This is a genomic window from Brachybacterium sp. NBEC-018 (genome assembly GCF_024860185.1).
In the GTDB taxonomy this organism is placed as follows: Bacteria; Actinomycetota; Actinomycetes; order Actinomycetales; family Dermabacteraceae; genus Brachybacterium; species Brachybacterium rhamnosum.
Map to the genome: position 1 here is coordinate 547,737 of NZ_CP100650.1, position 23,574 is coordinate 571,310.

Here is a 23,574-nt window from a genome sequence, read left to right on the forward strand (position 1 = left end):
CGGATGCTGGTCCGGACAAATATACGGGCGCTGTCAGCTGTCCTGCTTGAGCTTCGGGAGGTAGATCTCGCCGGTCGTGACGTCCTCCTCGAGCTGCTCGAGGGTCCGGCCGCGGGTCTCCGGCACCCACCTCAGGACGAAGAGGAAGGCGACGACGTTCAGCACGGCGAACACGAAGAACGTCGAGGAGAGCCCGAGCCCCGCGATGATCGAGGGGAAGAACAGGCCCAGGATCGAGTTCGTCATCCACAGCACGAACACGCTCACGCCCATGCCGAAGGCGCGCATCTTCTGCGGGAAGATCTCCGAGAGCGTCACCCAGGTCGCCACGTTCAGGCACAGCTGCATCGAGCCGACGAAGGCGGTGATGAGCGCGAGCAGCACGAACGGCTTCGCGGTCCCCTCCGGCATGACCGAGGCGGTCGTGCCGATGAGCACGTGGAACAGGGCGACCAGGCCGTAGCCCCACAGGAAGGTCTTGCGACGGCTGAAGCGGTCCATCATCTGCAGCGCGACCACCGCGGCGACCACCGAGATCGTGGCGGGGGCGATGCTCGCGATGAGCGCGCCGCCGCGGCCGAAGCCCGCGACCTCGAGCACCCGCTCGCCGTAGTACTGGATCGCGTTGATGCCCGTGGTCTGCTGGAAGAAGCCCAGGCCGCAGCCGATCAGCACGATCTTCACGAGGTTCCTGTTCCTCAGGATCCCGGCGACGCCCATCGAGGTGCGCTGGGACTCCGCGTGGCGGGCGAGCGCGATGTCCTCGAGCTCCGGCTCGGCGCGGCCCTCGGGGCGCAGGCGGTCGAGGATCTCGAGGGCCTGCTCCTGGCGGCCCTTCTCGACGAGCCAGCGCGGGGACTCCGGCATGCGCACCATGCCGATGAGCAGCAGCACCGCGGGGATCGCGGCGAGCAGGAACATGACCCGCCAGATGCCGGGGAACTGCTCGCCCCAGACGTTGCCGATGATCGCGTTCATGATGATCGCGAGCAGCTGGCCCAGCACGATCATGAACTCGTTGCGGCCCGCGAGGGAGCCGCGGATCTCGTAGGGGGCGAGCTCCGCGAGGAACACGGGGACCACCACGGAGGCGGCGCCGACGGCGAGGCCGAGGACGATCCGGCCGGCGACGACGAGCGCGAGGCCCGGGGCGGTCACCACGAGCAGGACGCCCACGATGAACAGCACGGCCATGACGAGGATGGTGGTGCGTCGGCCGATCGCGTCGGAGATCCGGCCGCCCGTGAGGGCGCCGACGGCGCTCGCGAAGAGCAGGGAGCTCACGGCGACGCCGAGGCCGATCTCGGAGAGCCCGAGATCCTCGGTCATGAAGCCGCCGGCGCCGTTGATGACGCTCGTGTCGTAGCCGAAGAGCAGGCCGCCGAGCGTCGCGACGAGGGCGACGAGACCCAGCCGGCGCTTGTAGGGGCCCGGGGTCAGCGGCGGCAGCTGCGTGGTGCCCGGGGAGACCGGGGGGACAGGACTGTGGGACATGTCGAGACTCCGTTGTCGTCGAGGGATCAGGGACGGGGACGGGCGGTGACCGCGACGAAGCCCTCGGCGGTGAGGGCCTGCTCCGCGGCGTGGCAGGTGGCGGCGGCGAGGTAGCCGTCCCAGGAGGTCGCGGAGCGCTCGGCGACGTTCGAGCCGTCGGCGATCGCGGCGATCCAGGCCTGCACCTCGGCGTCGTAGGCGTCGACGAAGCGGGGGCGGAAGTCCGCCGGGATCGCCCCGCCCCAGGTGCCGCCCTCCTGGTGGGTGGTGACGCGGCCGTGCTCGAGCCCGATGGTCGCGATGCCCGCGGAGCCCACCGCCTCGGTGCGCACCTCGTAGCCGGACGCCGTGTTGACGTACAGCTCGTCGGTGACGATGCGGCCCGAGTCCGTGCGGAAGAGCAGCAGCATCGGGTCGTGCTGGCCCTCGGCGGCGCGCGGGCCGGGGACGGGCAGGATGACCTGCACGCCGGTGACCTGCTCGCCGAGGAAGTAGTGGATCGCGTCGATCTCGTGCACGGCGGAGTCGTAGACCATCATCGTGTCCGTGAAGCCGGGCAGGGTGTGGGCGTTGCGGTGCTTGAGGTTCAGCAGGCTGATCTCGCCGAGCGCGTCCGCGGCGATCGCGTCCCGCAGCTCCGCGTACTCGCGGTCGAAGCGGCGCATGAAGCCGAGGGACACGTAGGGGACCCCGGTCGCCGCGCGGGCCGCGGCCTCCGCCTCGACGACCTCGTAGGCGTCCTCGGGGTTCATGGCGAGCGGCTTCTCGCAGAGCACGGGCTTGCGGGCGTCGATGCAGGCGATCGCCTGGTCGCGGTGGAACTGGCCGGGGCTCGCGATGAGCACCGCGTCGACGTCCTCCGCGGCGACGAGCTCCTCGGGGGTGTCGACGACGCGGCAGCCGGGGACCGACGCGGCGATCTCCTCGGCCTTCTCGCGGAAGTAGTCGGTGACGGCGGCGACGCGGGCGCCCTTGATGCGGCGGGCGATGCGGGCGACGTGGTCGGCGCCCATCTGGCCCACGCCGATCACGCCCACGCGGATGTCGCTGGCAGGGGCTGTGGTGGTCATCGGGTCTCCTCCCAGGTGCCGCGCACCCAGGTCTGGTCGGGGTGGTCGGTGATGTTCCAGGCGCGCTCCGGGGCGGGGCCCGCCATGACGTTGAGGTAGTACATGTCGTGGCCGGGGGCGGCCGCGCAGGGGCCGTGCCAGCCGTGGGGCACGAGGACGGTGTCCCCCGAGCGCACCTCGACCAGCAGGTCCAGCGGCTCCGCCTCGCGGCTCGAGGTGGTCCGGTGGAAGCCGAAGCCGGGCGTGCCGGCGGGCGCGTCCTGGATCTCGTAGTAGTAGATCTCCTCGAGCTCCGATTCGGAATCCGTGGTCTCGTCGTGCTTGTGGGCGGGGTAGCTGGACCAGTTCCCGCCGGGGGTGATGACCTCGCAGGCGATGAGGCTGTCGCAGTCGTCGAAGGAGCCGACGGTGCCGAAGTTGCGCACCTGGCGGGTCATCGTGCCGCCGCCGCGGGTCTCGGCGGGGACGTCCTCGGCGCGGATCAGCGCGGCCGGGAAGGGCCGGGTCGCGACGGCGGCGGCGAGCGCGAAGCGGCCCCCGTCGTCGCTCGCGACGACGAGATGGGAGTCGATGCCGACGTAGGCGACGTCGGTCGCCCCCGCGAAGACGCTCTCGCGGCCGCGCAGCACGAGCTCCTGCACGCCGCGGGCGTCGCTCACGGTCACGGTGCAGGCGCCGCTGAGCGGGACGACCATGAGCTCGGTGCGGGCGGTGCCGATCTCGGCGCGGCCGCCCGGCTCGAGGGCGAGCACGCGCAGGCCGGTGTGCTCCCAGCCGTCCCGCTCCCCCGGGTCCACGACGGTGTCGTAGGGGCCCTGGGCGGTCGAGCCGGCGGGGAGGTGCAGCTGTGTCCCGGTCATGGGGTTCTCCTTCCGGTGGGTCAGCGGATCATGGCGACGGAGGCGGCCACGGCCGCGGTGACGTCGTCGTCCGCCGGGTAGAGGAGGGTGCGGCCCACCACGAGGCCGCGCACGTTGGGGCGGTCCAGCGCGCGCTTCCAGGTCGCGCGGAGGGTCGCGGGGTCGTCCTGCGCGGGGTCGCCGCCCAGGATGAGGGTGGGCAGCGTGGTCGCGTCCATGACGCGCTCCATGTCGTCCACCGCGGGCAGCTTGAGCCAGGTGTAGGCGCTCGTCGCGCCGAGGCCCTGGGCCACGTGGATCGAGCGGATCACGGCCTCCGGGGAGAGGTCGTTGACGACCTTCGTGCCGGGGCCGCCGGGCCGCGAGGACCAGAACGGCTCGACCATGGCGATGAGCTCGTGGCGGGCGAGGTCGGTGACGCCCTGCGCGGTCGCCTCGAGGATGAAGGAGGTGCGGTCGTCGTCGAGATCGATGCGGGTGAGCATCTTGCCGCCGTCGAAGCCGGAGGCCTTGATCGACGCCGCGTCGTAGGCGGTGAAGCGGTCCTCGATCTCCCACGAGCCGCCCTGGAGGCCGCCGCGGTTCATCGAGGCGAAGACGATCTTGTCCTCGAGGGCGCCGAGCAGCAGGAGGTCCTCGAGGACGTCGGCCGTGCCGAGCACGCCGTCCACGCCGGGCACGGCGAGCGCCTCCCGCATGCGGTCGAGCATCTCGGTGCGCGAGGCCATCGCGGTGGGCCGCGAGCCGACGCCGAGGGCGCCGCGGGCGGGGTGGTCGGCGGCGATGATCATCATCGTGCCGTCCGTGTCCGCGACGGTGCGGCGGGAGCGGGAGGCGGCGAGCCGTGCGATCCGCGCCGGGTCCTCGATGCGGATGCGGGTGACGTCCTCGTAGGAGGTCGCGAACTCGGTCATGCGCGGGCCTCCTGGCCGGTGCCGCGGGAGCGCAGCGCGGAGAGCATCTGCTCGACCGTCTGCCCGTGGTTGGGGTCGCCGCCCGCGAGGAGCGTGTCGATCTCCTCGGTGGTGGGCATGGCGGTCGAGCACTCGAGGCGGCTCGTGACGATCGCCCCGGCCGCGTTGCAGCGGGTGAGGGTCTCCTCGAGGGACTGCCCGGTGAGCAGCCCGTGGCAGAGGGAGCCGCCGAAGCTGTCCCCCGCGCCCAGGCCGTTGATGACCTGGATGAGGTTGGGGGCGACCTCGACGCGCTCGTCGCGGGTCTTGCCGAGCACGCCGCGCGGGCCCTGCTTGACGATCGCGATCTCGACGCCGGCCTCGAGCAGGGCGTCCGCCGCGCGCTCGGGCTCGGTCTCGCCGACGGCGACCTCGCACTCCTCCTTGTTGCCGACCGCGACGGTCGCGTATCGCAGGGCCTCGCGGTACTGCTCACGGGCCTCCTCGACCGAGTCCCAGAACATGGGCCGGTAGTCGAGGTCGAAGACGGTGTGCGTGGTGCGGCCGCGGGCCTGCAGGGCCGCGTGGTGGGCGCTGCGGCTGGGCTCCTCGGAGAGGCCGGTCCCGGAGAACCAGAACAGGGGGACCTCGCGGATCGACTCGAGGTCGAGGTGCTCGGGGGCGATCTGCAGGTCCGGGGCGCTGGGCCTGCGGTAGAAGTACAGCGGGAAGTCGTCCGGCGGGAAGATCTCGCACAGGGTGATGGGGGTGTTCAGCTCCCCGTTCGGGACGACGAAGCGGCCGGAGACGCCGAGGCGCTCCATCTCCTGGACCACGTAGCGGCCGAAGGGGTCCTCCCCCACGCCGGTGATGACGGCGGGGCGGTGGCCCAGGCGCGCGGCGGCGACGGCGACGTTCGTGGGGCTGCCGCCCAGGAACTTGCCGAAGCTGCTGATGTCCTCGAGTCCCTTGCCGATCTCGAGCGGGTAGAGGTCCACGCCGCTGCGACCGACGGTGATGATGTCGAGCTCTGCCATGGGGATCCGTTCCTCCAGGTCCTGCGTCGTTGCGGGCGGGGCGCCGGCGGCTCGGCCGACGTCCCTGTCGGGATCATCCTCGCACCGCCGCACGCGTTTGTCCATACAAAGTCGGAGATTGTTCGGCGGCGCCTAGACGAGCTCACCGGTGAGGAACTGCGCGCGGCCGTGGCCGAAGGACCAGTCCTCCCGCCCGTTCTCCACGACGGAGACCACGAGGTCCTCGGGCCGCACGAGCCCCGCCCCGCCGAGCCGCTCCGCGAGCGCCGCGTAGACCGCCTGCTTCTGCGCGGCCGAGCGCCCCTGCTGGGTGATCTGCACGATCACGACGCCCTCGCCGCGGTCGATGCCGAGCCCCGTGTCCTCCGCGATGATCGCGCCCACGGGCAGCGTCTCGAGGATCTGGTAGCGGTCCCCGGGCGGGGCCGCGAAGTGCTCGAGCATGACCTCCTGGACGAGATCGGCCAGGTGACGGGACTGCTCGGGCGTGCGCACGGCCTGCTGCGTGATCCGGACCAGCGGCATCACAGCCCCGCTTCCCGGGCCGCGGCGAGCAGGGCGCCGGCGCCGCGCTCGAGGCCCTCGACGCGGTCGAACGCCGCGTCCTCGTGCTCGATGTTGATCGCGAGGTCGCCGTCCACCGCGGCGAGCGCCCGCAGGAAGCCCGCCCAGTAGTCCACGTCGTGACCCTCGCCGATCGCGACGAAGCGCCACGCCGGGTCCTCCGGCCAGGTCGAGCAGTAGTGCCCCACGCCCGTGGGCGTGCGCGCCGCCGGGTCCTCCGGCACCGGGCCGAAGGCCGGGTCGAGCACGCCGCGCACGGCCGCCCCGGGCAGCACCGCCGTGTCCTTCGCGTGCACGTGCGTGATGTGCGAGCCGAGGCGCTCGATGCAGGCCACGGGGTCCATCTGCTGCCAGAAGAGGTGGCTGGGGTCGAGGTTCACGCCGAGGTGCGTGGGCTCCACGCGGTCCAGCAGCTGCTCGAAGGTCAGCGGCGTGAACACGAGGTTCCGCGGGTGCATCTCGAGGGCCACGCGCACGTCCCGCTCCCGGGCCAGCGCGTCGATCTCCTTCCAGAAGGGCACGGCGACGGACCACTGGTACTCGAGCACCTCGAGGTCGATCCCGTTCCACGGGTTCACGACCCAGCTGGGGTAGCGGGCGCCCGGGTCCGAGCCCGGGGTGCCGGACATGGCGACCACATCCCGCACCCCCAGCTCCCCCGCGAGCTCGATCGTGCGCCGCAGGTCGTGGGCGTGGGGCACGCCCTCGGTGGGCAGCGGGGAGAGCGGGTTGCCGGAGACGGTGAGCCCGTTCAGCGTCATGCCGCGGCCCTCGAACTGGGCGAGCAGCTCGCGCCGGGCGCGGTCGCTCGCGAGCAGCGCGTCCACGTGCGCGTGCGGCGAGGGGATGAAGCCGCCGGTGTTGATCTCCGCGCCGGTGAGGCCCGCGCCCGCGAGCACGTCGAGGGCCTCGGGGAGGGTGCGGTCCTGCAGGCAGGCGGTGTAGGCGCCGTAGGTGAAGCTCATGATCCTCTCCTCTCAGGGGGACGGGTCAGTCGATCGCGACGGCCGCGCCGCCGGCCGCGGCGGAGTCGGCGACCGCGCCGAGGATCCGCATCTGGCGGTAGCCGTCCTCGAAGCTCGCGCAGGGCGGCAGCGCGCCGTCGGTGATGCCCGCGACCTGCTGCAGGAAGGCGTGGGCCTGGTAGGTGAACTGCTCGATCTGGTTCAGGCCCACGCCGCCGAAGGCCATCGAGGAGCCGTTGGCGAAGTAGGGGAAGCTGGGGTTCACGAGCACCTGGCGCAGCCCGCCGAGGCCCTCCGGGGAGGAGGAGTCCGCGAGCTGGATCTCGCCCGTGCGGTCGAGCGACCAAGTGGCCGTGCCGCCCGTGCCGAGCACCGCGAGGTTCTTGTAGTTGGGCAGGCCGTGGGCCACGCGGGAGACGGAGAAGGTGCCGGCGGCGCCCGAGGCGAAGCGCGCGGTGAAGGTCGCCATGTCGTCGTTCTCGACCTCCTCCGTGGGGGCGCCGGCCGCCGCGGCGACACCGCGCCCGCCCGCGACGGCGCCGCCCGCGACGGGGCGCTCGGCGATCGTGCGCACGAGCTGCGCGCCGGAGACCTCGACGACGGGGCCCATGATCAGCTCCGCCGAGTCCACGAGGTGGGAGCCGACGTCGCCGAGGGCGCCCGTGCCCATGGGGCCCTTGTAGCGCCAGGCCATGGGCACGTTCGGGTCCGCGCCGTAGTCGCACCAGTAGCGGGCGTCGAGGTGGGAGAGCTCGCCGAGCGCGCCCTCCTGGGCGAGCTGCGCGAGCTTCGCGATGGCCGCGTTGCGACGGAAGGTGTAGCCGGTCGCGAGCACGAGCTCGGGGTGCGCCTGCTGGAGGGCGGCCATGGCGGCGGCGTCCTCGAGGGTCCCGGCGAGCGGCTTCTCGCACAGCACGTGCTTGCCGGCCGCGGCCATGGCCTCGGCGATCTCGCGGTGCAGGGCGTTGCCGACGACGATCGAGACCACGTCGATCGACTCGTCCTCGGCGACGGCGCGCCAGTCCCCCACGGCGTTCTCGTACCCGTAGCGGGCGGCGGCGTCCTCGGCGAAGGGCAGGTGGGCGTCCGCGATGGTCGCGAGGCGCACCGGCGGCAGGCCCAGGTCGAAGACGGTGCCGGCCTGGCGCCAGGCGTTGGCATGGGTGCGGCCGGCCATGCCGGCTCCGATCACGGCGACGGAGAGGGGTGCGGTCGTCATCGAGAGCTCCTGTCGGAGAAGGGGGAGTTTGTCAGCACAGTGCGCGAGCGTCATTGCTGGTTTGTTCTGTCGATACGGCGGATCGACCCTGACGAACGGGGACGCTAGCACGCGGTCCACGGCGCATGGAAGGCCTTGGACACCTCTCTTGGGATCGCATGTTCTGACAAAGTGTTGACAGCGGCGAGCGTGCTCGTCATGCTGGTCCCCGTACGAACTCACCGTCGAGTCGCCCTGCCCGACGGTGCCATCCCGAGGCCCGCTCCCCCGGAGCGCGGCCGGTCACCCGGAGGCAGCATGAGCGTCCCCCGTCCTGCAGACACCGCAGGCAGCGACACGATCCGGCTCACCGTCGGCCAGGCCGTCGTCCGCTTCCTCGCCGCCCAGCACACCGAGCGCGACGGCGTCCGGCAGCGTCTGATCCCCGGCACCTTCGGCATCTTCGGCCACGGCAACGTCGCCGGCCTCGGCCAGGCGCTGCTGCAGAACGCCGTCGACCCTGCCGAGGGCGAGGCGGACATGCCCTACTACCAGGCCCGCAACGAGCAGAACATGGTGCACACGGCCGTCGCCTACGCCCGCACCCGCAGCCGCCTGCAGACCCTCGCCTGCACCGCCTCGATCGGCCCCGGCTCCACGAACATGGTCACCGGCGCCGCGCTCGCCACGATCGACCGCATCCCCGTGCTGCTCCTGCCCAGCGACGTCTTCGCCAACCGCGCCGTGGACCCCGTGCTCCAGCAGCTCGAGGACGAGCGCGCCATGGACGTGACCGTCAACGACGCCTTCCGTCCCGTCTCGCGCTACTTCGACCGCATCTGGCGGCCCGAGCAGCTCATCCCCTCCCTGCTCGCCGCGATGCGTGTGCTCACCGACCCCGCCGAGACCGGCGCGGTGACGATCTGCCTCCCGCAGGACGTGCAGGCCGAGGCCCACGACTTCCCCGCCGCCCTGTTCCGCGAGCGCACCTGGCACGTGGGCCGTCCCGTCCCCGAGCCCGCCGCCCTCGAGCGCGCGGCGGAGGCGATCCGCGGGGCCCGTCGGCCCGTGCTCGTCGCGGGCGGCGGCGCGATCTACTCCGAGGCCTCCGCCGCCCTCGAGGCCTTCGTGGACGCCACCGGGATCCCCGTGCTCGACACCCAGGCCGGCAAGGGCGCGCTGAGCGCGGACCACCCGCTGTGCATCGGCGGCGTCGGCGCGACCGGCAACGACGCCGCCAACACGCTCGCCGCCGAGGCGGACCTCGTGATCGGCGTCGGCACCCGCTACACCGACTTCACGACCGCCTCCCACACCGCGTTCCGGAACCCGGACGTGCGCTTCGTGAACCTCAACGTCAAGGCCTTCGACGCCGCCAAGCACTCCGCCGAGATGGTCGTGGCGGATGCCCGCGAGGGCCTCGTCGCGCTGCAGGGGGCGCTCCAGGGCTGGCAGGCGCCCGCCGAGCACGGCGAGCGCGCCCGCGCCCTGCGCAGCGACTGGGAGGAGCTCGTCGCCCCCTGCTTCGCCCCGCACGACCAGGAGCTGCCCGCCCAGACCGAGATCTTCGGCGCGCTCAACGAGCTCATGGGCGACGAGGACGTGGTCATCAACGCGGCCGGCTCCATGCCCGGCGACCTGCAGGCCCTGTGGAAGGCCCGCTCCCCGCGGCAGTACCACCTCGAGTACGGCTACTCCTGCATGGGCTACGAGCTGCCCGCCTCCCTCGGCGTCAAGATGGCCGCGCCGGAGGCGGAGGTCGTCGCGATCATCGGCGACGGCACCTTCCAGATGGCGCCGCAGGAGATCGCGACCATCGTCGCGGAGGATCTCAAGGTCATCCTCGTGATCCTCCAGAACCACGGCTGGTCCTCGATCGGCGCGCTCTCGGAGTCCCACGGCTCCCAGCGCTTCGGCACGAAGTACCGCATGCGCAGCGGCGAGAGCGGCCTGCTCGACGGGGAGAAGCTCCCCTTCGACATCCCCGCGAACATCCGCTCCTACGGCCTCGAGGTCGCCGAGGTCAGCTCCACCGCCGACTTCCGCGACGCCTACCGCCGCGCCGAGGCCTCCGAGCACGCCACCGCGATCGTCGTCAACACCGACCTGTACGGCCCGCACCCGCCGGGCAGCGGGTGGTGGGACGTGCCCGTCTCCGCGACGAGCCGGCTCGAGTCCACCCAGGCGGCCCGCACCGAGTACGAGGCGGCCCTCGCGCCGCAGCGCCACTACCTCTGAGGAGAGACAGACACATGACCTACGACGTCCAGCACTGGATCGCCGGCGCCGAGACCCCCGGCAGCGGCTCCACCCAGCCCATCCTGAACCCCGCGACCGGCGAGCAGGTGGGCACCCTCCACCTCGGCGACGCCTCGACCGTCGACCGCGCCGTCGAGGTCGCCGCCGCGGCCCAGCGCGAGTGGTCCCAGGTGTCGCTGTCCAAGCGCACCCAGATCCTCTACCGCATGCGCCAGCTCATGATCGAGCACACCGACGAGATCGCCGAGGTCATCACCCGCGAGCACGGCAAGACCGTCGCCGACGCGAAGGGCGAGATCGCCCGTGGCCTCGAGACCCTCGAGTTCGCCACCTCCATCACCCAGGACCTCAAGGGCGGCTTCTCCGAGAACGTCTCGAGCGGCGTGGACGCGCACACCATGCGCCAGCCGCTCGGCGTCGTCGCCGGCATCACGCCCTTCAACTTCCCCGCGATGGTGCCCTTCTGGATGCACCCCGTCGCGATCGCCACCGGCAACGCCTTCATCCTCAAGCCCTCCGAGCGGGACCCCTCCGCCTCGAGCATCGTCGCCCGCCTCTACCAGGAGGCCGGCCTGCCCGACGGCGTCTTCCAGGTGGTCCAGGGCGGCAAGGAGGTCGTCGACGCGCTGTGCGCCCACGACGGCATCTCCGCCGTGAGCTTCGTCGGCTCCACCCCGATCGCCAAGCACGTCCACCAGGCCGCCTCGGCGACCGGCAAGCGGGTCCAGGCCCTGGGCGGCGCGAACAACCACGCCGTCGTCATGCCGGACGCGAACATCGAGTTCGCCGCCGCGCAGATCGCCTCGGGCGCCTTCGGCTCCGCGGGCGAGCGCTGCATGGCCGTGCCGGTCGCCGTGACCGTCGGCGACGTCCACGAGCGGTTCCTCGAGGCGATCGCGGCCGAGGCGAGGAAGCTCCGCGTCGGCCCCGGCTCCGACCCGTCGACGGACATGCCGCCCGTCATCACCGCCGACGCGAAGGCCCGGGTGCTCCGCATGACCGACGAGGCCGAGCAGGCCGGCGGGCGGATCGTCGTCGACGGCCGCGGCCTCGTCGTCGAGGGCTTCGAGAACGGCAACTTCGTGGGGCCGACGGTCATCACCGACCTCGACGCCACGCACCCGACCTACACCGACGAGGTGTTCGGGCCGCTGCTCGTGGTCATGCACGTCGACAACTTCGACGAGGCGGTCGCGCTCGTGAACTCCTCGCCCTTCGGCAACGGCACCGCGATCTTCACCGACTCCGGCCACTACGCGCGCCGCTACCAGGAGGAGATCCAGGTGGGCATGATCGGCGTGAACGTGCCGATCCCGACCCCCGTGGGCTACTACTCCTTCGGCGGCTGGAAGGACTCGCTGTTCGGCGAGCACCACGCGCACGGCCCCGAGGCCGTCGGCTTCTACACCCGCCAGAAGGCGATCACCACCCGCTGGCCCGCGCAGAACGAGACCGTCGAGAGCTCCATGAGCTTCCCGACCCACGACTGAGCCGGGCGGGCCCACCCCTACCCGCCCCCCGCGAAGGTCCGATTCCGTTCCAGATCGCCCTCCGGAGTGGAACGGAATCGGACCATCCGGAAGGGCGGGCCAAGACCGCCAGCAGCAGCCACGACCTCCGCATCGAAGGAGATGCCCCTGATGACCAGCACTTCCCCCGACGTCGCCGTCGACCGCTCGCGGAACCCCGAGAACCGCCTCACCATCGGCGTGTGCCCCGACCAGTGGGGCGTGTGGTTCCCGCAGGACGAGAAGCAGATCCCCTGGCGCACCGCGCTCGGCGAGATGGCGGAGGCCGGCTTCTCCGTCATGGAGACCGGGCCGTGGGGCTACTTCCCCCAGGACGCGACGGAGCTGCGCTCCGTGATGGACGAGCACGGCTTCCGTGTCGTCGCCGGCACCGGCTGGGGCGTGCTCCACCAGGAGGAGGCGTGGGCGGAGACCGAGCGCACCTTCCGCGCGATCGCGCAGACCCATGCCGAGGTGGGCGCGGAGTTCATGGTGCACCTGCCACCGCTGTACCGCGACGACAAGACCTGGGAGTTCACCGACGAGCGGCACCTCACCGGGGACGCCTGGCGGCTGTACGTCCAGAACGCGAACCGGCTCGGGAAGCTCCTCAAGGAGGACTACGGGCTCACGATGGTGCTGCACCCCCACGGCGACAGCCACATCGAGACGCCCGAGGAGATCTCCCGGATCTTCGAGGCGACGGATCCGGAGCTCGTCTCCTTCTGCCTGGACACCGGCCACGTCGTCTACGGCGGCGGCGACCCCGTGCAGATGATCGAGGACTACCCCGAGCGGATCGGCTACGTGCACATCAAGGCCTTCGACCCGGACCTCACCCGGCAGGCCCACGAGAACGACTGGCCCTTCGGCGAGGCCGTCGCCAAGGGCGCCTCGGTGCGCCCGCCCGCCGGCCTGCCGGACATGAAGGAGCTCGTCGCGAAGCTGACGACGCTCGACCGGGACCTGTACGTCATCTGCGAGCAGGACCTCTACCCGTGCGATCCGGGGCTGCCGCTGCCCAACGCGATCGCGACCCGCGAGTACCTGGCCGAGTGCGGCCTGGGCGTGAAGTGACGGAGGCGCACCCATGGTGAAGGTCCTGCTGGATCCGAGCATGTACCACCCGCACCTCAGCGTCGCGGACGAGGTGCGCAAGGCCGCGGAGCTCGGCTACCGCTACCTCGAGCTGTCGCCGCGCGCGGACTTCCACGAGTGGCACCACCGCCCCAAGGTGGACCGCCACCAGATCGCCGACGTGAAGCAGGCGATGAAGGAGACCGGGGTGCGGATCCACTCCTTCAACCCCGTCTTCGACTGGTCGAGCCCCGACGAGGAGGAGCGGCAGGCGCAGGTGCGGAACTGGCGGCGCCTGCTCGAGATCGCCGACGCCCTCGAGGTGCCGCTCATCGCGACCGAGTTCTCCGGCGACCCGAACCAGCCGCGGCGCAGCGAGTCGCAGTTCTACCGCTCGATCGAGGAGCTGATCCCCGACTTCGAGCGCTACGGCCTCGAGTGCACGATCGAGGCGCACCCCTACGACTTCGTCGAGGACAACGACCGGGCCGTGCAGATCGTGCGCGGCGTGGACCGCGACTGGCTGAACTACGAGTTCTGCTTCCCGCACGCCTTCCACCTGGGGCAGGGCCGCAGGACGCCCCGCCAGATGATGGAGTACGCCGGGGACCGCCTGCGCCACCTGCACATCGCGGACGTCTTCGACCACACGGCGAACGTCGGCAACCGCTACATCGTGAACCCGCCCGGGGTGGACGCCCGCGTGCACCAGCACAACGAGATCGGCAAGGGCGAGATCGACTGGGACGACGCCTTCAACTACCTGCGCGAGCGCGGCTACGACGGCACCGTCTCCGTGTGCGTCTTCGGCTGGGAGGAGGACGCCGACGCGATCCACCGCCGGATGCGCGAGCGGATCCTCGCCGAGCTGGGCGGGGAGTGAGCATGCGGGAGATCGGCGTCGCCGTCGTGGGGCTCGGCTGGATGGGGCGCCTGCACGCCTCCTCCTACCAGCGCCTGCCCTCCCGCTACCCCGAGCTGGGGGTGCAGCCGCGGCTCGTCGTCGCGGCGGATCCGGTCGAGGCGAACCAGCGCGCGGCCGCGGAGCAGTTCGGCTTCGAGCGGGCGGTGTCGAGCCTCGAGGAGGCCCTCGCCGATCCGGCCGTGGACGTCGTCTCGATCTGCTCGCCGAACTTCCTGCACCGCGAGCTCGCCCTGCTCGCCGCGCAGGCCGGGAAGCCGTTCTGGATCGAGAAGCCGATGGGCGTCTCCGCCGCGCAGTCCCGGGAGATCCGCGACGCCGCACGCGAGGCCGGGGTCGCCACGGCGGTGGGCTTCAACTACCGCCACGCCCCCGCGATCGCGCACCTGCGCGCGCTCGTCGCGGAGGGCCGGCTGGGCCGCGTGACGAACGTGCGCTGCCACCTCGACGCCGACTACGCCTCCTCGCCCGACGGGCCCCTCACCTGGCGCTACGACCGCGAGAAGGCGGGCAGCGGCGTGATCGGGGACCTGCTCTCCCACGGCGTGGACCTCGTCTCCCACGTCACCGGGCAGGCGATCACCGAGGTCAGCGCCATGACCGACGTGTTCATCCGCGAGCGGCCGATCCCGCTCGGCGCAGGCGTGGGCCACGGCGGCATGGAGCTGAGCGGCGAGCACGGCCCCGTCGGCAACGAGGACTGGGCCGCCGCGCTCGCCCACTTGGGCGGCGGCGCCCACGCGACGCTCGAGACCAGCCGCGTCGCCCGCGGCCACCGCTCCGACTACGCCCTCGAGGTGTTCGGCACCGAGGGCTCCGCCCGCTGGTCCTTCACCCGCATGAACGAGTTCGAGGTGATGATCGGCGACGGCGGCACCGAGCACGGCTACACGACCGTGCTCGCGGGCGCCGGCCACGGCGACTACGCGCGCTTCCAGCCCGGCCCCGGCATCCCGCTGAGCTTCGACGACCTCAAGACCATCGAGGGCGCGGCCTTCCTCTCCGACGTCACGGCCGGCACCGCGCTCGCCCCGAACGCGGAGGACGGCCTGCGCGCGGCCGAGGCGTGCGAGGCGATCGTCCGCTCCGCCGCGAGCCGGGCGTGGGAGGCGGTCAGCGCGAGCTGAGGCGACGCTCGGGGTCGGGGATGCTCGCGAGCAGGGCCCGGGTGTACTCGTGCTGCGGGGAGCCCAGCACCTCGCGCGCGGTGCCCTGCTCGACGGCCTGCCCGGCGCGGAGCACGGTGACGTGGTCCGCGAGGGAGCCGACGACGGCGAGGTCGTGGCTGATGAAGACGCACGCGAAGCGCGCCTCCTCGATCGCCTCGCGCAGCACCTCGATGACATGCGCCTGGATGGTGACGTCGAGGGCGCTCGTGGGCTCGTCGGCGACGAGCAGGGACGGCCTGCGGATCAGCGCGCGGGCGATCGAGACCCGCTGGCGCTGCCCGCCGGAGAGCTCGTGCGGCAGCCGGCGCGCGTAGGAGGCGGGCAGGCGCACCTGCTCGAGCGCCGCCGCCACCCGCCGCGCGGCATCGGCGCGGCTCGTGGTCCCCTCGAGCCGCAGCGGCTCCCCCACGCTCCAGCCCACGGTGCGCCGCGGGTTGAGCGAGGAGGCGGGGTTCTGGAACACCATGCCCACCTGGGCGTACGCCCTGCGTCGGGCGGCACGGCCCAGGGTGCGCGGGTCCACGCCGTCGAGCTCGAGGGTGCGCGCCTCGACGGGCACGAGGCCCGCGAGCGCCTTGCCCCAGGTGGACTTCCCGGAGCCGGACTCCCCCACGAGGCCGTGGATCTGGCCGGGCCGGACCTCCATGCCGACCCCGTCGAGCGCCCGGTGCGCGCCGCCGCGACGGCGGTACTCGACCGAGAGCCCCTCGACGCGCACGACGGGCTCCCCCTCCGCGGCGGCGCCGTCGGCCGCGGAGGCGTGCTCGAGGGCCTCGGCGAGACGCGGCACCGCGGTGAGCAGCTCACGGGTGTAGGGCGCCGAGGCGTTCCCGAGCACCTCGCGCACGCTCCCCGTCTCGACGACGGCGCCGTCCTTGAGGACGACGACCTCGTCGGCGATCTCGCCCACCACGCCCATGTCGTGCGTGATGAGCAGGACCCCCACCTCGCGCTCCTCGACGATGCGGCGCAGCAGCTCGAGGATGCCGCGCTGCACGGTGACGTCGAGGGCGGTGGTGGGCTCGTCGGCGATGAGCAGGTCCGGGTCGCCGCTCAGGGCGAGGGCGATGACGACGCGCTGCATCTCGCCGCCGGAGAGCTCGTGCGGGTACGAGGCGGCCGTGCGGTCCGGATCGGGGAGGCCGACGGCGGCGAGCAGCTCCCGCATCCGCTCCCGCACGCGGGCCGCGCCGCGGAGGTCCTCGCGCACCGCGAGCACGTCCCGGAAGGCCGCGGAGACCTTCATGACCGGGGACAGCGACTGCCCCGGCTCCTGGAAGACGGTGCCCACGCGGTGCGCGCGCACCTGCCGCAGCGGCCCCGGCGCGAGGCCCACGAGCTCCTCCCCGTCCAGCCGCGCACTGCCCCGGACCTCCGCGCCCGCGGGCTGGAGGCCGATCGTGGACAGGGCGCTGATGCTCTTGCCCGAGCCGGACTCGCCCACGAGGGCGGTGATCCGGCCGCGGCGCACGGTGAGGTCCAGGCCGGACACGATGGTCCGGCCCGCGATCGCCACGTGCAGGGCGTCGAGGACGAGGAGGTCGCTCGCGGTGGTCATCAGCCCAGCGTCACCGTGAGGTAGTTCGGGTAGGCCGGGAACTCGCCGATGACGAAGTCCTTCACGCCGGAGCCGTGGAGGAAGGAGTTCTTCGAGTAGATGAGCGGCACCACCGGGGAGTCCTGCAGGATCTGCTTGTCCACGGCGGCCCACTTCGCGGCGGCCTCGTCGGCGTCGACCGTCGAGGAGGCGTCGAGCATCGCCTTGTCCACCTCGGGGTTCGCGTAGCGGGCGAGGTTGTAGTTGCCGTCGCCGATCTGGCTCGAGTCGAACAGCGGGGTGAGGTTCGCGTTCGGGGAGGGGACGTCCGGCTGCCAGGAGGAGAGCACGAGGTCGTAGCCGGTGCCGTCGCCCGCGGGGACCTCGGAGGTCCAGGCGTTCTCGTCGAGCGGCTGGATCTGCACGGTGATGCCGACCCGGGCGAGGCCCTGCTGGATCGACTCCGCGGCGGCGGTGTCCTCCTCGGTGATGACCAGGCGCAGGCTGAGGTCCTTCACCCCGGCCTCGGCGAGCAGGGACTTCGCCTTCTCGACGTCGCCCGCGGGGGCGTCGCCGTACAGCGAGTACTCCTCGCGGCCCGCGATGCCGGGCGTGATGAGCGTGGTCGCGTAGTCGCCGGAGATCTCGCCGCCCTTGGCGGTGCGGTAGGCCTCCTTGTCCACGGCGTACTGGATCGCGGTGCGGACCTTGACGTCCTTGAGGGCCTCGGACTGCGTGTTCAGGGCGAGGTACTCGAGCGCGCCGGGACCGGAGGTGACGAGGCGGTCGCCCACCTTGGGGTCGTTCTGCGCCTGGACGAGCTGCGCAGTGGGCACGAAGCTCGCGAGGAAGGCGTCCTGCGCGTCGGAGCGGTCCGCGATGAGGGTCTGGGCGACGACGCTCGGGTCCTGGGCGAGGGAGTACTCGATCGTGTCGGGGCCGCCAGTGCGGGCCTGGTCCGTCGAGGCGTCCCACTTCTCGTTGCGGGCGAAGGTCGCGCTGCTGCCCGCGGTGTAGGACCCGAGGCGGTAGGGGCCGCTCGCGACGGGCTTGGTCGCGTAGCTCTCGGGCTCGCCGGAGTCCTCGGGGACGGGGGCGAAGGCGGGGGTCGAGGCGATCCAGCCGAAGTCGCCGTAGGGACGGTTGAGGTGGAAGACGAGGGTCGTCTCGTCCTTCGCCTCGATCGAGTCGAGGTGCTTCCCGGAGAAGGGGCCCTCGTAGTCCTCGCCGCCCTCGAGCAGCACCTTGTGGTAGGTCAGGCCACCCGTGAGCTCCTTCGCGAAGGAGCGCTCGAGGCCGTACTTCACGGTCGCGGCGGTGATGGGGGTTCCGTCCTCGAAGAGGAGCCCGTCCTGGAGGGTGAAGGTCCAGGTCCTGCCGTCGTCCGACGGGGTGCCGGTGTCCGTGGCGAGGTCCGGGATGAGCTCGGTGGGGGCGTCGGCCGAGGTCTTCCAGGCGGTGAGGCGGCGGGCGAGCAGGCCCAGCGTCGTGATCGCGAGGTTCTGGCTCGTCGCGGGGTCGAAGCTGAGCTCCTCGCTCGACGTGAAGATCGTCAGGGCGCCGCCGGTCGAGCCGCCGGCGTCGGAGGAGCCGGAGGAGGAGCCGCCGTCGGTGCACGCGGCGAGCGCGCCGAGTCCGAGGACGACGGGGCCGGCGGCGAGGAGGCCGCGGCGGGGCAGGCGGGGGCTGGTCATGAGGATGTCTCCTGGGTGGTGGGGGTGGCGGGGCGGCGGCCGCCGACGGCCAGACGGCGGTCGAGCAGCGGCCGGGCGAGGTCCGCGGCGAGGTTCGCGAGGACGATGAGCAGGGAGCCGAGGAAGGTGGTCCCGACGATGACGGGCAGATCCGCGGTGGAGGTCGCGTCGAGCAGCAGCGCGCCGAGGCCCGGCAGGCCGAAGATCCGCTCGGTGATGACGGTGCCGCCCAGCAGCGCGCCGATGTCGAGCGCGACGAGGGTCGTGAGCGGCAGGGCGAGGTTGCGCAGGGCGTAGCGGTCGATGCGGCGCTCGGAGAGCCCGGCGGCGCGGGCGGTGCGCGCGTAGTCCAGGCCCAGCTGCTCGATCATCGAGGAGCGGACGAGCCGGGCGTAGACGGCGCCGTTGAGGAAGGCGAGCGTGGCCCAGGGCAGGATCAGGTGCCGCGCCCACTGGCCGGGCCCGTCCACGAAGCTCTCGTAGCCGCCGCTGGGCAGCAGGTCCAGGCGCAGCGCGACGACGACCACCGCGAGCAGGCCCACGACGAAGGCGGGGGCGGAGGCGGCGATCACCGAGATGCCGGCGACGACGCGGTCGATGATCCCGCCCTGGCGGCGGGCGGCGAGGGCGCCCGCCGCGATGCCGAGCACCGACTGCAGGGCGACGGCGCCGATCGCGACGGAGAGCGTGACCGGGAACCGCTGGCCGATGAGGGTCGTGACGTCCTGGTGGTACTGGAAGGAGTAGCCCAGGCACGGGGCGGCGCAGTGCACGAGCACGTCGCCGGAGCCGTAGGTGCGGCCCACGACGATCGCGGCGAGGAAGCTGCCCAGCTGCGCCCACCAGGGGCGGTCGAAGCCCATGAAGCCGCGCGCGGCCTCGAGGTCCGTCGGGGAGCAGGGCTTGCCGCACATCCGCAGCGCCGGGTCGATCGGCGCCATGTAGAAGATCGCGTAGGTGAGCGCGAGGACGACGAGCAGCACGCCGAGGCTGCGGGCCACACGCTGGAGGGCGGGGATCACGGGCGGCCTCCCCGGGGGTCGAGGGCGTCCCGGAGGGTGTCGCCGAGGATCGTGAAGGAGAAGGTCACGAGGAACAGGGCCGCCGCGGGGAAGAGCAGGAAGGCGGGGTCCACGAGCAGCCAGTTGATCGCGTCGCCGATCGAGCGGCCCCAGGACGGCGTGGGCGGCAGCATGCCGACGCCGAGGAAGGACAGCGTCGCCTCGGCGGCGATGCGCCCGGGCAGCGAGATGCAGGAGAAGACGATGACCGTCGAGGCGACGTTCGGCAGCACCTGGTGGCGGAAGAGGTGCCCGAACCGGGCGCCCATGACGCGCGAGGCGACGACATAGGGCTGCTGCACGATGACCCGGGTCTCCGCGGCGACGACGCGGGCGATGCCGGGCCAGCCGAACATGCCGATGACGAGCGTGAGCAGCAGGGCGCGGGGTGCCTCGAGCGGGAACAGGGCGCTCAGCGCGATCGCGAAGATGAGGAAGGGGAAGCCGAGGGTCACGTCGGTCGCGAAGTCCACGAGCTTCTCGACGACGCCGCCGACGGCGCCCGCGACGATCCCGAGCACCACGCCGATCACGGTCGCGAGCAGCGTCGAGGCGAGGCCCACGAGCAGGGACACGCGCGCCCCGTAGATGACGAGGGAGAAGAGGTCGCGGCCGGTGCCGGGCTCGACGCCGAACCAGTGGTCGCCGCTCACGCCGCCGAGCGCGCCGGCGGGCGCGGTGTCGGGACCCAGGGCGTCCGCGTGGTACGTGAACGGGTCGTTGCCGCTGAGCGCGGCGAGCTGCGTCGCGAACAGGGCGGCGAGCACGCTCACCAGCACGACGACCGCGGCCGCGAGGGGCAGCGGGCGCAGGAAGGCGCGGCCCACCGAGCGGCGGGCGGGGCGCTCGTCGAGCGAGGCGGCCGCCTCCGCCGGCAGGGCATCGCTGGTCGTCATCATCAAGGCTTTCGATTGTCCAAACGTGAACGTTGGTCAGTATCCCACCGCCCGCCCGCCGCGGTCGCCCCGGAGGGCACATGCGGTCAAGGCCACAGGCGGACAGTCCAGCACATGCCGCCGCCGGTGCCCCCCGATCTGGAGTCGCTGCATCCGCCGGAGCAGGACGGGCCTGACGAAGTCGGACCTTTCATCAGATGTCACCTCTTTACGGTAGAACTGGAAGCACCCCAACTCCGTGAAAGGACCCTCGATGACCTCGCCCTCCTCCCCGTCCGCTCGACCTGAGCTCGGTGCCCTCGACAAGCTCTTCCTCGGCGGCAAGGTCAAGAGCCTGATCGGCTGGCAGGAGCAGGAGATCGCGAGGCTCCACGGCCTCCTGGATGAGGGCAGCAGCGCGTACCGCGCGCTGGATCAGTGGGTGGCCGCCCACGGTGGTCCGGAGATCGTGGGCAACGAGCAGGCTCTCGACAAGTCACGCAAGGAGCTCTCCCGGGCGAAGGGCGCCGTCGCCGCGGCCAGGAACGAGCTCCAGACCTTCCGTGGCGATATCCGCCTCGAGAGCGCGGGCGACATCGACCGGGCCCACCCCGCACAGGACTCCATCGCCCTCGCCGCTGAGCTTCGCGATCTCCGGACCCAGATCAAGGTGATCGTCAAGGACGGCCGCGCCGTCTCCGCCGTCGAGGCCGTCGACACGTCGTCGCTGTCCCTGCCGAAGCGCCGCCGGGCCGCCACGCGCCTGTCGACCCTCGCGCTGCGCGCCTTCAACGCCGAGGCGGATGCCGTGATCGCCGCCGCCACCGCCACCAACGAAGAGGCGTCCGCTCAGAAGATCGCGCGCTCGGCGGACGCCATCGGCAAGCTCCTCGACACGTTCGAAGGGCAGATCTCGAGCGAGTACGTCCAGCTCAAGATCCGTGAGCTCCGACTTGCCGTGCAGCACGCCAAGGCACGGGCCTTCGAGAAGGAGCTGGAGAAGGAGCGCCGCGCCGAGCTCCGCGAACAGGCGAAGGCGGAGCGGGAGCTGGAGGCAGAACGGGAGCGTCTTCGGAAGGAGCTCGCCCACTACGAGAACATCCGCGAGGCCATGCGGGAGAAGGGCGATGACGAGGGCATCGCGCGCATGGAGGCGAAGCTCGTCGAGATCCAGCACGGCATCGAGGACGTCGACCACCGTGCCGCCAACATCCGCGCAGGCTATGTCTACGTCATCTCGAACCTGGGGGCGTTCGGCGAGCGGATGGTGAAGATCGGACTGACCCGTCGACTCGATCCGATGGATCGCGTCCGGGAACTCGGTGACGCGTCCGTGCCGTTCGGGTTCGACGTCCATGCGCTGTTCTTCTCGGACGACGCCGTCGGCGTCGAAGCAGAGCTCCATCGCCGCTTCTCCACGAAGCGAGTGAATCGGGTCAACCTCCGGCGTGAGTTCTTCTACGCCACCCCTGCTGAAGTCCGTGACCAGCTCGCGGACATCGCCGGAGACCTGATCGACTTCCGCGAGGATCCCGAGGCGGAACAGTTCCGCGAGAGCATCGCCCTCGCGGAGAAGGGGCTCGAGCGATCTGCCGTCGTGGATGACTCCGCTGTGGCCGACGGATTCGACGACGTGGACTGATCCCTCGGAGCGGGATGCACCCGGCCCACACACCCCGAGCGATGTCCGATTGCGCGCTGGAGTTCCTTCTATGGAACTCACGCGCGCAATCGGACACACACAGGCGGATCAGTCGGTGCGGGCGAGGTGCTCGTGGATGTGCGCGACGACCCCGGCCCCCTCCCCCGTCGCCGAGGCCACGCGCTTCATCGAGCCGGAGCGCACGTCCCCCGCGCAGTAGACGCCCGGCACGGAGGTCTCGAGCTCCGCGGGCGGCAGCCCGCCGCGCCAGTCCTCCCCCGGCACGTCGCGCCCGGTGAGCACGTAGCCCTTCGGATCGCGGCGCACCGCCTCGGGCAGCCACTCGCAGTGGGGCTCCGCGCCGAGCAGCAGGAACAGGCCCTGCACCGGGCGGCGCTCGCGGGTCCCGTCGCGCTCCAGCTCGAGCCAGGCGAGGTCGCCGTCCTCCGCGCCGCCGTCGACCACCCGGGTGGAGCCCTCGACGGTGATCCGCGGGTTCGCCGCGATCTCGGTGATGAGGTAGGCGCTCATCGTGGAGCGGAGGTCCGGGCGGCGCACCGCGATCGTCACCGAGCGGGCGAAGCGGGCGAGGTGCACGGCTGCCTGACCTGCGCTGTTGCCGCCGCCGACGACGACCACGTCCTGCCCTTCCATCTCCCGGGCGGCGGTCATCGCGGCGCCGTAGTGCACACCGCGGCCCACGAGCTCCTCGAGCGCGGGCACCCCGAGCCGGCGGTAGGCCACGCCCGTCGCGACGACGACAGTGCGGGCGAGCAGCTCCCCCGCCTCGGTGCGCACCCGGTGCGGGGCGCCGCCCTCGCCGGGCACGAGCTCCTCCGCCTCCCAGCCGGGGAAGAAGCGGGCACCGAAGCGGATCGCCTGACTGCGGGCGCGGGTGGACAGGCGCATGCCGGAGATGCCGCGCGGGAAGCCGAGGTAGTTGCGGATCATCGAGCTGCTCCCGGCCTGCCCGCCGACGGCGCCCGCCTCGAGCGCGAGCGTCGTGAGCCCCTCGCTCGCCGCGTAGACGCAGGCAGCGAGTCCCGCGGGGCCCGCTCCGACGACGACCACGTCGAGCACCTCGTCGACGTCCGCGAGGGAGGCGACGTCGGACCGGCCGAACAGCTCACGGGCGAGGGTGCGCACGTCCGGCACGTGCCGGGGAGGGCCGTCCTGCATGGCGACCTGCGGGTACGGGCCCACGTCGCCCGGGCCGGGCGGGTGCACGCCGTGCGGGGTGCCGCCGCGGAAGAGGTAGTCGTGCAGCTCCCGCGCGACCGGGTCCCCGGGCGGCGCGATGATCCGCACGGTCTCCACCAGCGGTGCGGCGATCGTCGCGGTCCACTCGTTCAGCAGCTCGACGACGGCGGAGTGGAACTCCTCGTCCCGCACGCCGCGCGGCATGAGCAGGTGCGCGTCGAAGGCGCCCATGGCGACCTTGTGGCGCAGCGCCTGCGCGTGCTCGAGGAACCGCGGCCAGGGGGTGACGGCGAGCCGGCGCGCGGTGGGGACGAGGGCCCGCTGCTCGTGCAGGGCGTGCTTGAGGGAGGGCGTGGGCAGGGTCGTGTCCAGCACCATGAGGGCGAGCGGGGCCCCCTCCTCCTCCGCGCGGCGGATCAGGGCGACGCCCTCCTCGAGGGACGGCGCGACCCGCACCGCGTACTCCGCGGCATAGCGGCCGAACTGGGCCCGCAGCACCTCTTCGTTCTCCGCGGTGACCAGCAGGATCATCGGATCGCTCATGTGGGC

General features: G+C 72.3%; 19 protein-coding genes. 6 read left to right on the forward strand and 13 right to left on the reverse strand.

The genetic code is table 11. The features are described 5' to 3' along the window. Positions 1–33: 33 nt before the first annotated feature. The 8 genes from NLU66_RS02505 to NLU66_RS02540 form a co-directional block, all read right to left on the reverse strand. Positions 34–1,494, reverse strand: a complete 1,461-nt coding sequence (locus NLU66_RS02505; RefSeq protein WP_259361380.1) for a sugar porter family MFS transporter — start codon at positions 1,492–1,494, stop codon at positions 34–36. A gap of 26 nt (positions 1,495–1,520) precedes the next feature. Next, positions 1,521–2,564, reverse strand: coding sequence for a Gfo/Idh/MocA family protein (locus NLU66_RS02510; RefSeq protein ID WP_259361381.1), 1,044 nt, complete (start codon positions 2,562–2,564; stop codon positions 1,521–1,523). Next, on the reverse strand, positions 2,561–3,424 hold the full coding sequence (gene iolB, locus NLU66_RS02515) for a 5-deoxy-glucuronate isomerase (RefSeq protein ID WP_259361382.1): 864 nt from the start codon (positions 3,422–3,424) through the stop codon (positions 2,561–2,563). The genes NLU66_RS02510 and iolB overlap by 4 nt, the downstream gene beginning before the upstream one ends. Before the next feature lie 20 nt (positions 3,425–3,444). After that, positions 3,445–4,338, reverse strand: a complete 894-nt coding sequence (locus tag NLU66_RS02520; RefSeq protein ID WP_259361383.1) for a deoxyribose-phosphate aldolase — start codon at positions 4,336–4,338, stop codon at positions 3,445–3,447. After that, positions 4,335–5,354, reverse strand: a complete 1,020-nt coding sequence (iolC, locus tag NLU66_RS02525; RefSeq protein WP_259361384.1) for a 5-dehydro-2-deoxygluconokinase — start codon at positions 5,352–5,354, stop codon at positions 4,335–4,337. The genes NLU66_RS02520 and iolC overlap by 4 nt, the downstream gene beginning before the upstream one ends. 132 nt (positions 5,355–5,486) lie before the next feature. Further along, entirely contained in the window at positions 5,487–5,879 is a 393-nt protein-coding gene (locus tag NLU66_RS02530; protein WP_259361385.1) for a tautomerase family protein, read from the reverse strand. Next, positions 5,879–6,883 carry a sugar phosphate isomerase/epimerase family protein gene (locus NLU66_RS02535; protein WP_259361386.1) on the reverse strand — a complete coding sequence of 335 codons (1,005 nt, stop codon included), beginning with the start codon at positions 6,881–6,883 and terminating at the stop codon, positions 5,879–5,881. Before NLU66_RS02535 ends, NLU66_RS02530 begins: the two co-directional genes overlap by 1 nt. A 25-nt stretch (positions 6,884–6,908) precedes the next feature. Beyond that, positions 6,909–8,102 (reverse strand): Gfo/Idh/MocA family protein, encoded by a 1,194-nt coding sequence (locus NLU66_RS02540; RefSeq protein ID WP_259361387.1) that lies wholly within the window; start codon positions 8,100–8,102, stop codon positions 6,909–6,911. 297 nt (positions 8,103–8,399) lie between these two features. Between NLU66_RS02540 and iolD the strand changes: the two genes are divergently transcribed. The 5 genes from iolD to NLU66_RS02565 all read left to right on the forward strand — a co-directional run bounded on the left by iolD (position 8,400) and on the right by NLU66_RS02565 (position 14,974). Further along, entirely contained in the window at positions 8,400–10,319 is a 1,920-nt protein-coding gene (gene iolD, locus NLU66_RS02545; RefSeq protein ID WP_259361388.1) for a 3D-(3,5/4)-trihydroxycyclohexane-1,2-dione acylhydrolase (decyclizing), read from the forward strand. A gap of 14 nt (positions 10,320–10,333) precedes the next feature. Continuing rightward, complete coding sequence (locus NLU66_RS02550) at positions 10,334–11,830, forward strand: CoA-acylating methylmalonate-semialdehyde dehydrogenase (RefSeq protein ID WP_259361389.1); 1,497 nt, start codon at positions 10,334–10,336, stop codon at positions 11,828–11,830. 150 nt (positions 11,831–11,980) lie between these two features. After that, on the forward strand, positions 11,981–12,925 hold the full coding sequence (locus tag NLU66_RS02555; protein ID WP_259361390.1) for a sugar phosphate isomerase/epimerase: 945 nt from the start codon (positions 11,981–11,983) through the stop codon (positions 12,923–12,925). 13 nt (positions 12,926–12,938) lie between these two features. Next, on the forward strand, positions 12,939–13,808 hold the full coding sequence (locus NLU66_RS02560; protein ID WP_259361391.1) for a sugar phosphate isomerase/epimerase family protein: 870 nt from the start codon (positions 12,939–12,941) through the stop codon (positions 13,806–13,808). 2 nt (positions 13,809–13,810) lie between these two features. After that, positions 13,811–14,974, forward strand: coding sequence for a Gfo/Idh/MocA family protein (locus NLU66_RS02565; protein ID WP_259361392.1), 1,164 nt, complete (start codon positions 13,811–13,813; stop codon positions 14,972–14,974). Here NLU66_RS02565 and NLU66_RS02570 read toward each other — a convergent pair. From NLU66_RS02570 to NLU66_RS02585, 4 genes are read right to left on the reverse strand one after another with little or no spacing between them, the layout of a single operon-like run. Beyond that, positions 14,961–16,574 carry an ATP-binding cassette domain-containing protein gene (locus NLU66_RS02570; RefSeq protein ID WP_259361393.1) on the reverse strand — a complete coding sequence of 538 codons (1,614 nt, stop codon included), beginning with the start codon at positions 16,572–16,574 and terminating at the stop codon, positions 14,961–14,963. The two genes, NLU66_RS02565 and NLU66_RS02570, sit on opposite strands and share 14 nt — an antisense overlap. After that, a complete protein-coding gene (locus tag NLU66_RS02575) occupies positions 16,574–18,247 on the reverse strand; it encodes an ABC transporter substrate-binding protein (RefSeq protein WP_259361394.1) in 1,674 nt (557 codons plus the stop codon). Before NLU66_RS02575 ends, NLU66_RS02570 begins: the two co-directional genes overlap by 1 nt. Next, positions 18,244–19,269: an ABC transporter permease gene (locus tag NLU66_RS02580; RefSeq protein ID WP_259361395.1), complete on the reverse strand. Its 1,026-nt coding sequence runs from the start codon at positions 19,267–19,269 to the stop codon at positions 18,244–18,246. The genes NLU66_RS02575 and NLU66_RS02580 overlap by 4 nt, the downstream gene beginning before the upstream one ends. Further along, positions 19,266–20,207: an ABC transporter permease gene (locus tag NLU66_RS02585; RefSeq protein ID WP_416232175.1), complete on the reverse strand. Its 942-nt coding sequence runs from the start codon at positions 20,205–20,207 to the stop codon at positions 19,266–19,268. The genes NLU66_RS02580 and NLU66_RS02585 overlap by 4 nt, the downstream gene beginning before the upstream one ends. A 250-nt stretch (positions 20,208–20,457) precedes the next feature. Between NLU66_RS02585 and NLU66_RS02590 the strand changes: the two genes are divergently transcribed. Beyond that, positions 20,458–21,825 (forward strand): DUF4041 domain-containing protein, encoded by a 1,368-nt coding sequence (locus NLU66_RS02590; RefSeq protein ID WP_259361397.1) that lies wholly within the window; start codon positions 20,458–20,460, stop codon positions 21,823–21,825. A gap of 108 nt (positions 21,826–21,933) precedes the next feature. Here NLU66_RS02590 and NLU66_RS02595 read toward each other — a convergent pair whose 3' ends face one another. Beyond that, a complete protein-coding gene (locus NLU66_RS02595; RefSeq protein ID WP_259361398.1) occupies positions 21,934–23,568 on the reverse strand; it encodes an FAD-dependent oxidoreductase in 1,635 nt (544 codons plus the stop codon). Positions 23,569–23,574: the final 6 nt, after the last annotated feature.